Below are 12,541 nucleotides of genomic sequence, written 5' to 3'. Positions count from 1 at the left end.
CGGCAGGAGTGCTCTCATGAAGATCACCAGCATCGACGTCATCGACGTCGCCAACGACTTCCAGTCCGCGACCAGCAAATGGCGCCCCGTGTGCGTGCGCGTCTGCACCGACGAGGGCATCACGGGCTTCGGCGAGGTCGGGCTCGCTTACGGGGTCGGCGCGTCCGCCGGCTTCGGCATGGCCAAGGATCTCGCCCGTCTCCTGATCGGGATGGACCCGATGGACACCGAGGCGATCTGGGAGAAGATGTTCAAGAAGACGTTCTGGGGGCAGGGCGGCGGCACCGTGGTGTTCGCCGGCATGAGCGGCCTCGACATCGCCTGCTGGGACATCCGCGGCAAGGCGCTGAACGTGCCGCTCTACGTGCTGCTCGGCGGCAAGACGCGCAGCTCGATCCGCAGCTATGCGAGCCAGCTCCAGTTCGGCTGGGGGGCCGGCAGCGACAAGTCGATGCTGACCACGCCGGAGCAGTATGCCGAGGCCGCCCGCACCGCCGTCGCGGAAGGATACGACGCCCTCAAGGTCGACGTCGTCGCGATGGATCGCGAGGGCAACTGGAACAAGCGCTATCTCACCGGTCCGCTGCCGGACAAGGTGCTGCGGCTCGGTTACGACCGCTTGGCGGCGATGCGCGAGGCGGTCGGTCCCGACGTCGACATCATCGTCGAGATGCACGCCTTCACCGACACCATCTCGGCGATTCAGTTCGGCCGGATGATCGAGCCGCTCGGCGTCTTCTATTACGAGGAGCCGGTGATGCCGCTCAACTCCAAGCAGATGAAGAAGGTGGCCGACGCCGTCGCGATCCCGATCGCCGCCGGCGAGCGCATCTACACGCGCTGGGGCTATCGTCCGTTCCTGGAGGACGGCTCGATCGACGTGATCCAGCCGGACATCTGCGTCGCCGGCGGCATCTCCGAGACGAAGAAGATCTGCGACATGGCGCACGTCTACGACGCCACCGTGCAGATCCACGTGTGCGGCGGCCCGATCTCGACGGCGGCGGCGCTGCACATGGAGGCGGCGATCCCGAACTTCGTGATCCACGAGCTGCACCGCTATGCGCTGCTCGAGCCGAACACCCGCACCTGCAAGTACGACTATCAGCCGAACAACGGCTGCTACACGGTGCCCGAGCTGCCGGGCCTCGGCCAGGAGCTGACCGACGAGACCATCGCGGCCTCGGTGGTCGAAACGGTGCGGTGACACCCGCCGGGCGGGCGCTCCGCCGCCCCGGCGTCACACCGGTCCGGCTCGCGCGGCCGGGCTCCGTTTGATAGCATCCGTCGACCACGATCGGTCTGCCGCGTCCGGCCATCCCCCGCGGGCGCGGCAGATCCGTGTCTCGGGGGGCATCTCGTGGACATTTCCTGTCGCCAGCTGAAGGCCTTTCTCACCGTCGCCAATCTGCGCAGCTTTACTGCGGCCGCCAAGGTGATGCACATCACCCAGGGCGGCGTCAGCGCGCTGATCCGCGAGCTCGAGGACCGCTCGGGCGTCAAGCTGTTCGACCGGACGTCGCATTCCGTGCGGCTGTCGAAAGCGGGCGAAGACTTTCTTCCCTACGCCCGGCGGGCCGTCGAGCACTTCCGTGCCGCCGAGCGCTACACGGCCGATCTGCGCGAGCAGCGGGCCGGCCAGGTGCGGGTCGCCGGCGCGCCGCTGATCGCCTGCACGCTGCTGCCGCGCATGATGGCGGCGTTCGCTTGCGCGAGCCCGATGATCCGGGTTCACCTGGTCGACGTGCCGATGGGCGAGCTGCAGGACATGGTGAGCCGCGGCGACGCCGATCTCGGGCTCGGCCCCGAGCGGAACCTCGATCCCGACATCGTCAGCTCCACTCTGTTCACCACGCCGGTCTCGGTGATCTGCCCGCCCGACCATCGGTTCCGCGGCCGTCACGTCAGCTGGGAGGAGCTGCGCCGGGAGCCGGTGATCGTGGTGGGGCAGGAGATGATCGACCACATCGCCTACGAGTTCGGCGGCGCCAGCTTCGCGGTATCGCAGGTGGTCAATCACGTCTCGACCGCGCTCGGCCTCGCCGCCGTCGGCAACGGGGTGGTGCTGGCCGGCCCGTTCATCTCGCAGCTGGCGTCCGCCTACGGGCTGATCATCTGTCCGCTGGAGGCGCCGGTGCTCAACCGCAAGATGATGATCTACGAGCAGGAGACCCGCACCTCGTCGCCGGCGGCCGCGGCGTTCAAGGCGTTCCTGCAGCAATATGTCCGCGACACCGACCCCAACCAGGTGGTGCCGCGCTGCGCGCCGTAGATCGGCCGCAGCGTGAACGGCTCGTCGAGCGGGCCGCGCTGCGACTGGGGCAATCGACCACGACGCCGCGTGGCGTGATCAGGTCTCGGGCGGGCGGGGAGGGCGACCGGGTCCGGAGCGGGCCGTCTTGCGTTGCGACGCCGGCTCGGCCACCGAAGCGGGCGGGGCTGGTTCGGGCGAGGCCGGGGCCGGCGAACCCGGGTCGTGCGAGGTGGGTGCCGGGGCGTTTGCCGCCGGCGAAACGGCGAGCAAGCGCGGGCCGGGGCCTTCGTCGGCGAGCACGTCGTCGGGATTGCGCAGCGCGCATTCGGCGAACGACAGGCAGCCGCAGCCGATGCAGCGCTCCAGCTCGTTGCGCAGCTGCAGGAGGCCGGCGATCCGCTCGTCGAGCATGGCCTGCCAGGAGGCGTTGAGCCGGCGCCACTCGGCGAGCGACACGGCGCGGTAATCCGGGATCTCGTCGAGATGTGCCTTGACCGCGGCGAGCGGAATGCCCGCCCGCTGGGCGATCCGCACCACCGCGATGCGGCGCAGCACGGCGCGGGCATAGCGACGCTGATTGCCCTCGGTGCGCCACCCGGAGATCAGCCCCTTCGCCTCGTAGAAATGCAGGGTCGACACCGGCACGCCGGTCCGCCGGGCGACCTCGCCGACCGTCAAGCCCTTCTCCGGCCCGCTCATGATACCTCTTGACCTCGACTATAGTCGAGGTTTTATAGAGTGTGTCGGCTTGCCGTTGCAAGCTCTCCGCGCCGCGGGGTTCGTTCCGGGGGGCCGACATGCCGACATTCGTCCGAGAGCAGCCGATCGACCGGGCCACCGCCCGCCCGCGCGACCCGCGACCGGCCGCGATCCCCCGGCGCTTCGCGTCGATCGTGGTCGTGCTGGCGGTGCTCGGGCTGGCATTCGCCGGCATCGCCTGGTGGCGGAGCGCACGCCTCGCCGCGACCGCCGGGGGTCACGCGCCGCGGCCGGTCGAGGTCGCGGCGGCGCCGGTCGCGGTCGAGACCCTGCCGCAATTCTTGCGGGCGACCGGCTCGCTGAGAGCGGTGCAGGAGGTGGTGCTCGCGCCCGAGGTCGCCGGTCGGGTGGTGGCGATCCGCTTCGAGGCGGGTGCGATGGTCGCGCGAGACGATCCGCTGGTGCAGCTGTTCGACGGCGTCGAGCGGGCCGACCGTGCCGCCGCGGTGGCGCGCGCCCGCTTCGCCCGGCTCGAGCTCGATCGCTCGCAAAAACTGTCGCCGACCGGCAGCGAGACGCTGCAGCGTCTACAGCAGCGCGAGGCCGAGCTCGCCGCCGCCGAGGCCACCATCGCCCAGATCGATGCAAAGCTCGCGCAGAAGACCGTACGGGCGCCGTTCGACGGCCGTCTCGGCATCCGCCGCATCGATCTCGGCCAATATGTCGAGCCCGGCGCGCCGATCGCCACTCTGGTGGCGCTCGACCGGCTCTACGTGAATTTCTCCGTGCCGCAGCAGGATCTCGCAAAGCTGCGGGTCGGCGGTGAGGTCGAGGTGACGAGCGACGCCTTTCCGGACCGCCGCTTCCGCGCCGTGATCGACGCCGTCGAGCCGCGGGTCGGCGCCGACACTCGCAACGTGTCGGCGCAGGCGCTGCTCGGCAACACCGAAGGCCTGCTGCGGCCCGGCCTGTTCGTGGTGGTCGACGTCGTCCGGCCGCCGCGGCCCGACGCCCTCCTGGTGCCGGCGACCGCGGTGCAGGCCACCGCCTCCGGCGACAGCGTGTTCGTGGTGCGCGACGGCCACGCCGAGGTGGTGCCGGTGGTCGCCGGCGCGCAGGTCGGCGAGCGCATCGTCATCGACCACGGGCTGTCGCCGGGCGACGTGGTGATCACCGCCGGGCAGCTGCGGGTCCGGCCGGGCGCGCCCGTCACCATCGCGAGCGCGATCGGCGCGACGGCGACCGGCGCCACCGCCGATGCCACGCGGGGGCGCGCGCCATGAGCGTCACCGACCTGTTCGTCCGCCGCCCGGTGCTGTCGATCGTCGTCAGCCTGCTGGTGATGCTGGCGGGCGCGAGCGCGCTCCTGTCGCTGCCGATCCGCCAGTATCCGAACCTCGAAAGCGCCACCATCACCGTCGACACCACGTTTCCCGGCGCGACCCAGGAGGTGATGCAGGGCTTCGTCACGACGCCGATCGCCCAGGCGATCGCGACCGCGAGCGGCATCGAGTATCTCACCTCCAGCTCGACCATGGGGCAGAGCCGGATCAAGGCCAAGCTCGTCCTCAACGCCGATTCCGATCGGACGATGACGGAGGTGCTGTCCAAGATTCAGCAGGTCAAGTATCTGCTGCCGGAAGGCGCCTACGATCCCGTGGTCGCCAAGCTCACCGACGGCGCCTCCGCCGTGCAGTACGTCGCCTTCGTCAGCGACACGTTGACCATTCCCCAGATCACCGATTTCGTGACGCGGGTCGGCCAGCCGCTGGTCACCGCGGTGAAGGGCGTCGCCTCCGCCGACCTCGCCGGCGCGCAGGCGCTCGCCATGCGGGTGTGGCTCGATCCGGTGAAGCTCGCCGCCCGCAACCTCACCGCCGGCGACGTCGCCGCGGCGCTGCGCGCCAACAACGTGCAGGCCGCCCCCGGCCGGCTCGAAAGCGAGCGCACCACCGTCGCGATCAGCGCCGCGACCGACGCCACCGATGTCGGCGATTTTCGCGACATGGTGATCAAGACCGGCGCCGACGGTCTGGTGCGGCTGTCCGACATCGCCGATATCGAGCTCGGCAGCCAGAACCGCGACACCCTCGGCTGGGCGAGCGGGCGCCGCGCCGTGTATCTCAAGATCGCGCCGACCCCGGACGGCAACCCGCTGGAGATCGTCGCCGCAGTCAAAGCGCGGCTTCCCGACATGCAGCGGGTGGCGCCGCCCGGCCTGGTGGTGGAGAACCAGTTCGACGTCGCCCATTTCGTCCACGCCGCGATCGACGAGGTGCTGCACACGCTGGTCGAGGCGGTGGTCATCGTGGTGGTGGTGATCTTCCTGTTCCTCGGCTCCGCCCGCGCGGTGGTGGTCCCGGTCGTCACCATCCCGCTGTCGCTGGTCGGCACCGCGGCGCTGATGCTGCTGTTCGGCTTCTCGCTCAATCTGCTGACGCTGCTGGCGATGGTTTTGGCGATCGGGCTCGTGGTCGACGACGCGATCGTGGTGGTGGAGAACATCCATCGGCACATCGAGGAGGGGCTGACGCCGGTCGCGGCGGCGCTGGTCGGCGCCCGCGAGATCGTCGGCCCGGTGATCGCGATGACCATCACGCTGGCCGCCGTCTATGCGCCGATCGGTCTGATGGGCGGGCTGACCGGCAGCCTGTTTCGCGAGTTCGCCTTCACGCTGGCGGGGGCGGTGGTGGTGTCGGGCGTGGTGGCGCTGACGCTGTCGCCGATGATGAGCTCGCGGCTGCTCGGCGCGGCCGCCGTGCAGGGACGCCTCGCCGGGGCGATCGAGCGGCGGTTCGCGGCGCTCGCCGACCTTTATGCGCGCACGCTCGCCGCGACGTTGACGATGCGGCCGGCGGTGCTGCTGGTCGCCGGCGCGATGCTCGCGGCGATCGTCGTGCTGTTTCTCGGCGCCAAGCGCGAGCTCGCCCCGCAGGAGGACCAGGGCTACGTGTTCACCGCGGTCCGCGCGCCGCAATACGCCAATCTCGACTACACCGCCGGCGCCGCCGCCGGCGTCCAACGGATCTTCCAGTCGATCCCGGAATACACCGCCAATTTCTTCGTGGTCGGCACCGACGGCCTGAACAACGCGTTCGGCGGCATCATCCTGAAGGAATGGAGCGAGCGGATGCGCTCGGCGACCGACATCCAGGCGACGCTCTATCGGGAGGTCGGTCGCGTGCACGATGCGTCCGTCACGCCGTTCCAGCCGATGGCGCTGCCGGCCTCGACCGGCGGGCTGCCGTTCCAGATGGTGCTGCGCTCGTCGGCCGGCTTCGACGTGATCCACCGCGAGATGGAGGCTTTGAAGGCGGCGGCGTGGCGGAGCGGCCTGTTCGTGTTCGTCGACAGCGATCTCGCCTTCGACAGCCCGACCGCGCAAATCCGCATCGACGGTGCCAAGGCCGGCGAGGTCGGCGTCACCATGCAGGCGATCGCCGATACGCTCGCCGTGCTGGTCGGCGAGAGCTACGTCGGTCGCTTCGATTATTTCGGCCGCTCCTACGACGTGATCCCGCAGGTTCGCCGCAGCGACCGGCTGACGGCGGAGACGCTCGGTCGTTATCAGGTCCGCACCCGCTCGGGGGCGATGATCCCGCTCTCCACCGTCGTGTCGGTCACGGTGAAGCCGAGCGCCAACCGGCTGCCGCAGTTCGATCAGATGAACGCGGCGACGCTGTCGGCGGTGCTGCGGCCCGGCGTGACGATGGGGCAGGCGGTCTCCTTCATGGAGGCGCTGCCGCGTGCGCCCGGCGTCACCGTCGACTGGCTCGGCGACAGCCGACAATACGTGCAGGAGGGCGACCGCCTGACGATCACCTTCGGCTTCGCGCTGGTGGTGATCTTCCTGGTGCTCGCCGCGCAGTACGAGAGCTTCCGCGATCCTTTGGTGATCCTGGTGACGGTGCCGCTGGCGATCTGCGGAGCGTTGCTGCCGCTCCATCTCGGCTACACCACGCTCAACATCTACACCCAGATCGGCCTCGTCACGCTGATCGGGCTGATCTCCAAGCACGGCATCCTGATGGTCGCGTTCGCCAACGACATCCAGCGCCACGAGGGCGTCGACCGCAACCGGGCCATCCTGGAGGCGGCGCGGGTGCGCATGCGCCCCATCCTGATGACCACCGCCGCGATGGTGGCCGGGCTGGTGCCGCTGCTGTTCGCCACCGGCGCCGGCGCGGCGAGCCGGTTCGCGATCGGCATCGTGGTGGTGACCGGGATGCTGGTCGGCACGCTGTTCACGCTGTTCGTGCTGCCGACCTTCTACACGCTGCTCGCCGGCGACCATCGTCGCGAGGCGGCGAGCGTCCGGCCACGTCGTGCCGTGTCGTGAGGTTTTCCGGCGTCCTGCCAGTCGCTTGGCATATCAGAAGACAGGCGACCTCTCGGCAGGCGTGTCACGGGATCGTAGTCGCGCCAGACCGGCCGACACCAGCACCGCCATCGTCGTCGCGTAACAGATCATGGGTCATGCCGCGTCGCCGTCCAACAGCGTGACCGCCAAGGTCCCGACAATGCCGGCGATCAGGCCTTGGATGCAGAAGTAGAACGCGACGGCCGATCCCGCGCGACCGTTCGACCCGCCTGCGAAAACGCTTCGCTCGCGGCTCGCCGTGGGGCGTCCGGAGACGACTTGTCCACAGGCTGCGAAGAGTGGCTCCCCTTGCTGCAGGCATACAGAACATACTTGATGAAGCACGCGACAGAAATTCGCATCGCGTTCCAGATACTTGAACAGAAGTTCGTGCCGCTGCCTCTGCCGAAACGGCACTGATTTGGCGAAAACTCTGCCGCTCACAGTCGCTGGTGCCCGGACTCTCGAACTCACGGCTTTCGACCGAAAAATCGATGGCCGACCTGTCGCGATTCAGAAGGGACAGGCTCATTGCCGGTGGGAGAAAAGAGGGATGCTTGGGATCCGATTTCAGCGGGGTCCCGGGCGGCGCGCGCGGTTCTCAAGAGCCGCAAGCCCCAACGGTCGGTTGCGTGCATTTTTCATTTGCACGTTTTCGTTCGATCGAGCTAGGACTATTAACCTAGCTTTCTCAACCGTAGCTCGATTTGCCTCTCGATTATTCTTGCATCGCGTGTATCTTATATGGTACAAACCTCTAAAGAACAGGCTCCGAAGGCCATTCCTCTCAGGTTCTGGCGGTCCAGTTCCGGGGCGGAGCCGGTGCGCGAATGGCTGAATGGGCTGGATCGGGACGATCAGCGCATCGTCGGTCGCGATCTCGGCAAGGTGCAGTTTGGTTGGCCAGTGGGGTTGCCGGTATGCCGCCCGTTAGGCGGCGGGCTGTGGGAAGTCCGCTCGACATTGGGCAGTCGGCGCGAGGCACGGGTCCTGTTTGGGTTTTATGAAGGCATGTTGATCGCGCTGCATGCGTTCATCAAGAAGACCCGAAAAACGCCGCCGGACGATCTGGCGCTCGCCCGGCAGCGGATGAAGGAGGTTCGGTCATGACAACGAAGAAAAACAAGCACGTCGGCTCCAGCTTCGAAAGCTGGCTCGATGAGGCGGGCCTACGCGAAGAAGTGACAGTTGCCGCGATCAAGTCGGTGATCGCCGTTCAACTTGCCGAGGAGATGAAGAAGAAAAAGCTCACCAAAAAGAGGATGGCCGAACTGATGAAGACCAGCCGCGCCCAGCTCGACCGCATCCTCGACCCCGACAACGGCAACGCCACGATCGAGAGCCTTCAACGCGCCGCCAGGATCGTAGGTCGGGAACTCCGGATGGAACTGGTCTAGCCGATAGACCGTACCAGGTTGTCGAGTTCCGCCTTGTCACGTCTGAATAGCCGGAGTAACGCAGCGTAGCGAGCGCAACTCCGTGAGCGGCGTTGTAGGCGAGGTCGAAGCGGCTCTCGAACGAGAGGCTCACCTTCTTCTCCGGAAAGCATGATCCATCTTCTCCGGTCGTTGCCCCTACTGGAAAATTCCCCGCCTCGGCGGATTGTTCGATAAGGACCCGTTCCATATGACATGAAGCGATGGCGGACGACGGTCCGCACAGAACACCTAGGCTGGACTTAACCCAATCCCACTTCTCTTATTGGGACTGGGCCGATTTTGATGCGACTTGATAACAGCAGATGCGGAGATGGCTGGGTCTCGCTCTCCTTGTGGACTCATGGAGGCGTATTTACGGAAAGAAGTGCTTCTTGACTCCTGCGGCCGCGTCACATCGACGGCATTCTGCTGGGCAAAGCGACTGTAGGGCTGTGCGCTAGAATGCCTTTGCGGTTTCTCAACCCGACTTCCCGTAGGTTTTCGCGCCGGCGGCGCGAACTGAAAGGTTGAATTGTCTGTCCCGTTCTTCTCAGACAGTTCTGGCTTTCGAGGCGTCGAAACCCGCTGACCACCTACAGCTCGTTCAGTAGGCGGTTGCGAGGGAATAACCGCATCCTTAATTGCCTGTCCAACCGCCACAGGGAGCGAAGGCGCAACCCACCAATCCCTGCCCAGTTGGTCGCCAAGCCGACCCATGCCTTGGCGGATGGCCTCGTAAGACGCTTCGCCATAGGCAAGCCCCGCCGCGCCACCAAGACCAAAGAATGTGCGTGCTGTCCCCCCGGCAAAAGCGGCGGTCGCTTTGCCAATGTCGCCTTCATAGGCGTGCCGACCCGTCTCCCATATCCCATGGGCGGCACCAACGGCTGCGCCTGCAATCGGCAATGCTCGTCCGGCAAACGAAGCTATTTGGAGCAAGCCAACCTTGTGTAGAAATGGTGCCGCTTTCTGGATGAGGCCTACAACACCACTACGAATAGTGTCCCCTGCCTTGTTGGAAAGCCCGAGCGTCGCAGCGCTCAACGCTTGATTGGCCTTTTCGACAGCCTGTTGGCTGCCGGTGGCGCGTCCCACGCGATCATACAGGCGTTCAGCGCGCGCCAGACCGCTTTCAGCGGAGCTTGCGACCCGCGACGAAAGCGTTGATTGAGGCGCGGGAGGAAGCTTAAAGGCAGGGTCAAGATATTTGTCTAGGAGCGGTTCCTGCCCAGCAAAATCGCCTAGAAAGTTTGCACGATATTGCGGATTGCGGACATCATGAAGGGGTGCCTTGCTCGGATCGAGCATTGACGAAAAGCCATGTTGGCTTGCGGCAACGTCTTCGAGCAAGCGGGATTCAGCAGTCAACTGCTTGACACGAGCGACCTGCACAGGCGTCAGACCGCTCTTAGGCATACTGCGCAGCTCTTCGTAGTTCGCATGAGATGCCGCGCCAACAACCAAAGTCGAGCTCGGAACAATTTGGAGTTCCCCGGTGAACCCACTCTTCGGCAAAACGAGTTTTATATTGACTGCGCGAAATCCATCTTCATAAGGGTTTGATACGTAATCCGCCACATCGGTAAAACGCAATCCCGCGCTACGTAGTTGATCAACCATGCGGTCTAACGCTTGCGGATTGTCAGCAACGATGCGCGAACGTACATAATCGGGGATTTCATTGGGGCTTTTCCCCAACCGCTTCATTTTCGCGGCAACGCTCGCCGGTGTCTTGACAGGACCCGGCTCGTAATGGAGTGCGGAGCGATCTTCAGGATGCGCTGCAAAGTGACTTTCCAGAAATCGGCGCAACACACGATGGTGCTCAATGTCTGCAAGATAAGCGAGTTGCGAGCATTCAGTCGCGGTCGAGCATGGCTGAGGTTGTTGCGGTTCAAGCTTGAAGCCGAGGTCAGCCATTTTTCCCGCAATTTGGCTTCCAGTTTCGAAATGCTTGCCGTGCTCTTCCTTCGCGATCCGGCACCATCTCCCTTATAGTGCTGCGCTCGCAATCCAGATACGCAACGATTTTTCGCTTTGTGATATCCTTGGCGGCGATGAAATCATATTCCCAAGTCCTGACGGCATCTTGAACACGACGCAGCCGAACATATGACTCTGTTTCAGCGGTAAGGCCCGGCTGCCAGATGAAGTATTCGTGCTTAGGCTGACCTGTCTCCAAGGTCGAACTCTCGTCGTCGTTTTGTGGACTTGAAGCCATTACAACTCCCACTCGCGACTATGCTATTTCTGGAACTCTTATAGACCCTTAATTAAAGCCGCAACTCGTATCAAATATCGGCAATTGCGCTGCTAACCGTTTGATATTTCTGGCACGCATAGGCGGAGACTGATTATGTGCGCCTGCCGCAATGGTTCAAGTGTGAAGCCGAGGGCAGCCATGCATGCTGCTACGTCGCCTGTAATTTGCGAAACGCTGCGCGGGCTTTCCCTTCGCGATCAGGTACCATTTCGTGTCTGACTTCGCGTTCGCATTCCAAGAACGGTACTGTCTTGCGAATGGTTAAATCCTTAGCTGCGACGAAGTCGTAGTACCAGAATTGGACGTCGCTCTGATCCCTGCGCAGACGAACATATGAATCTGTCTCTGATGTAAGTCCGGGTCTCCATATAAAGTATTCGCGCTTGAGCCGACCCGTGGGTAAGGTCGCGTTATCGTCATCGTCGTTTTGCGCGCTGGAAGCCATGAGTATTACCTTTCAGGCGTTATGCTATTTCTGGAAATCTTATAGACCCTTAATTAAAGCCGCAATTCATGTCAAATATCGGCAATTGCGCTGCTAACCGTTTGATATTTCTGACACGCATAACATATATAGAGACGCTGTTGATGCTCTCGCCGCAATTGTCGCGGACGTGGCTGCCAAGAAAAATGTTCGGGTGCCTCAGGTCCGGAGCAGAAGGCATGTTGATCGCGCTGCATGCGTTCCGGACCGGACCTTGCAGGCAATCTCCGAGGTGTAGAAGCTGCGCTCCGGGTGGCCGAAGATTGGCGCCAGCACGCGTTGCTGCACGTTCGAAAACAAGGCTCGCGATAGCGCTGATCTCGTTCGTTGCGATGCCACCATACCCAATTTGGGGAGGATAATACCCAAAAAGGGGACGAGTTCATTCACGGTATTTGGATGTGGCAAGTTCGCCCATGGTCTTGTCTGGACAATGTACGTACGTTGGTCTATAATTTAGGACAACATTCGTAGGAGCGTGCAATGCCTTCCCCGTCCCAACGGTCCGACAAACTCGACATCCGGATTACGCCCGAAGCGAAACGCGTCTTGCAGGAGGCCGCCCGCGAACGGCAGACCACGATCAGCCAGTTCGTCATCGACAGTGCGCTCACGACCGCTCACGAGGTTTTGGCCGAGCGCACCCGGATCGGCCTCAGTGCGGAACAATGGCAGGCCTTTATATCGGCGCTGGACGCCCCGCCGCAGCGGCACCCGCGGATGGAGCGGCTCTTGAAAGAGCCCACGATCCTCGATTAGCCGATGACCGAGAAGCCCCAAATTGCCAAGCTCGCGCTTTCTCACGATCCGACGTCGTTCGATTGCGGCAACGACGCACTGAACCGATTCATCAAGCTGCACGCGCTCCCCGGACAGCGCGCCGGAATTTTGCAGACCTATGTCGCCGTTTCAGAAGATGCGATCGCCGGATACCATACGCTGGTCGTCGGTCATGTCGCCCATGACGACGCTCCTGAACGGCTTGCGAAGGGGCTGCCCCGGCATCCGGTTCCCGGTAAGCGTCGTGGTCAGGCCACGGCTTTGAGGGCTTGCGGCGGGGCGT

General features: G+C 64.4%; 11 protein-coding genes and 1 pseudogene. 8 read left to right on the top strand and 4 right to left on the bottom strand.

Going from position 1 to position 12,541, the window contains the following annotated elements:
- The first annotated feature begins 16 nt into the window (after positions 1-16).
- Together A33M_RS17770 and A33M_RS17765 are read left to right on the top strand one after the other, a co-directional pair.
- Complete coding sequence (locus A33M_RS17770; protein WP_008390038.1) at positions 17-1,207, top strand: mandelate racemase/muconate lactonizing enzyme family protein; 1,191 nt, start codon at positions 17-19, stop codon at positions 1,205-1,207.
- Between the two features lie 153 nt (positions 1,208-1,360).
- Entirely contained in the window at positions 1,361-2,272 is a 912-nt protein-coding gene (locus A33M_RS17765) for a LysR family transcriptional regulator (protein ID WP_008390036.1), read from the top strand.
- A 78-nt stretch (positions 2,273-2,350) separates the two neighbouring features.
- Here A33M_RS17765 and soxR read toward each other — a convergent pair whose 3' ends face one another.
- Complete coding sequence (gene soxR, locus A33M_RS17760) at positions 2,351-2,953, bottom strand: redox-sensitive transcriptional activator SoxR (RefSeq protein WP_008390033.1); 603 nt, start codon at positions 2,951-2,953, stop codon at positions 2,351-2,353.
- Positions 2,954-3,051: 98 nt separating this feature from the next.
- Between soxR and A33M_RS17755 the strand changes: the two genes are divergently transcribed.
- Both A33M_RS17755 and A33M_RS17750 read left to right on the top strand, forming a co-directional pair.
- The gene (locus A33M_RS17755) at positions 3,052-4,236 is read left to right on the top strand and encodes an efflux RND transporter periplasmic adaptor subunit (RefSeq protein WP_157223542.1); all 1,185 of its coding nucleotides are present in this window, start codon (positions 3,052-3,054) and stop codon (positions 4,234-4,236) included.
- Positions 4,233-7,292: an efflux RND transporter permease subunit gene (locus tag A33M_RS17750; RefSeq protein WP_008390028.1), complete on the top strand. Its 3,060-nt coding sequence runs from the start codon at positions 4,233-4,235 to the stop codon at positions 7,290-7,292. The genes A33M_RS17755 and A33M_RS17750 overlap by 4 nt, the downstream gene beginning before the upstream one ends.
- 33 nt (positions 7,293-7,325) lie before the next feature.
- On the opposite strand, the pseudogene A33M_RS23170 reads toward A33M_RS17750, so the two are convergent.
- A pseudogene (locus A33M_RS23170) lies at positions 7,326-7,526 on the bottom strand (hypothetical protein); the annotation flags it as partial.
- 609 nt (positions 7,527-8,135) lie between these two features.
- Here A33M_RS23170 and A33M_RS17745 point away from each other — a divergent pair.
- Together A33M_RS17745 and A33M_RS17740 are read left to right on the top strand one after the other, a co-directional pair.
- On the top strand, positions 8,136-8,423 hold the full coding sequence (locus tag A33M_RS17745) for a type II toxin-antitoxin system RelE/ParE family toxin (RefSeq protein ID WP_237718415.1): 288 nt from the start codon (positions 8,136-8,138) through the stop codon (positions 8,421-8,423).
- A complete protein-coding gene (locus A33M_RS17740) occupies positions 8,420-8,710 on the top strand; it encodes an XRE family transcriptional regulator (protein WP_008390022.1) in 291 nt (96 codons plus the stop codon). Before A33M_RS17745 ends, A33M_RS17740 begins: the two co-directional genes overlap by 4 nt.
- Before the next feature lie 270 nt (positions 8,711-8,980).
- Here A33M_RS17740 and A33M_RS24165 read toward each other — a convergent pair whose 3' ends face one another.
- Together A33M_RS24165 and A33M_RS24160 are read right to left on the bottom strand one after the other, a co-directional pair.
- Positions 8,981-10,651: a RelA/SpoT domain-containing protein gene (locus tag A33M_RS24165; RefSeq protein ID WP_008390020.1), complete on the bottom strand. Its 1,671-nt coding sequence runs from the start codon at positions 10,649-10,651 to the stop codon at positions 8,981-8,983.
- A complete protein-coding gene (locus A33M_RS24160) occupies positions 10,644-10,913 on the bottom strand; it encodes a hypothetical protein (RefSeq protein WP_192814129.1) in 270 nt (89 codons plus the stop codon). The genes A33M_RS24165 and A33M_RS24160 overlap by 8 nt, the downstream gene beginning before the upstream one ends.
- A 1,048-nt stretch (positions 10,914-11,961) precedes the next feature.
- On the opposite strand from A33M_RS24160, the gene A33M_RS17735 reads away from it, so the two are divergent.
- Both A33M_RS17735 and A33M_RS24155 read left to right on the top strand, forming a co-directional pair.
- Positions 11,962-12,237, top strand: coding sequence for a type II toxin-antitoxin system TacA family antitoxin (locus tag A33M_RS17735; protein ID WP_040621465.1), 276 nt, complete (start codon positions 11,962-11,964; stop codon positions 12,235-12,237).
- A 3-nt stretch (positions 12,238-12,240) separates the two neighbouring features.
- On the top strand, positions 12,241-12,541 hold a 301-nt coding region (locus A33M_RS24155; protein ID WP_443213447.1), incomplete at its 3' end, for a hypothetical protein.

Source organism: Rhodovulum sp. PH10, from assembly GCF_000293785.1.
Lineage (GTDB): Bacteria > Pseudomonadota > Alphaproteobacteria > Rhizobiales > Xanthobacteraceae > Rhodoplanes.
The sequence above is the reverse complement of the archived record's forward strand: the minus strand, read 5'-3'. Positions and strand labels throughout refer to the sequence as shown.

What these genes read in the sequence shown, in the direction of transcription:
- A33M_RS17770 (WP_008390038.1), top strand. Translation starts at nt 17, where the DNA reads ATGAAGATCACCAGCATCGACGTCATCGACGTCGCCAACGACTTCCAG.
- soxR (WP_008390033.1), bottom strand. Translation starts at nt 2,953, where the DNA reads ATGAGCGGGCCGGAGAAGGGCTTGACGGTCGGCGAGGTCGCCCGGCGG.
- A33M_RS17755 (WP_157223542.1), top strand. Translation starts at nt 3,052, where the DNA reads ATGCCGACATTCGTCCGAGAGCAGCCGATCGACCGGGCCACCGCCCGC.
- A33M_RS17750 (WP_008390028.1), top strand. Translation starts at nt 4,233, where the DNA reads ATGAGCGTCACCGACCTGTTCGTCCGCCGCCCGGTGCTGTCGATCGTC.
- A33M_RS17740 (WP_008390022.1), top strand. Translation starts at nt 8,420, where the DNA reads ATGACAACGAAGAAAAACAAGCACGTCGGCTCCAGCTTCGAAAGCTGG.
- A33M_RS24165 (WP_008390020.1), bottom strand. Translation starts at nt 10,651, where the DNA reads ATGGCTGACCTCGGCTTCAAGCTTGAACCGCAACAACCTCAGCCATGC.
- A33M_RS17735 (WP_040621465.1), top strand. Translation starts at nt 11,962, where the DNA reads ATGCCTTCCCCGTCCCAACGGTCCGACAAACTCGACATCCGGATTACG.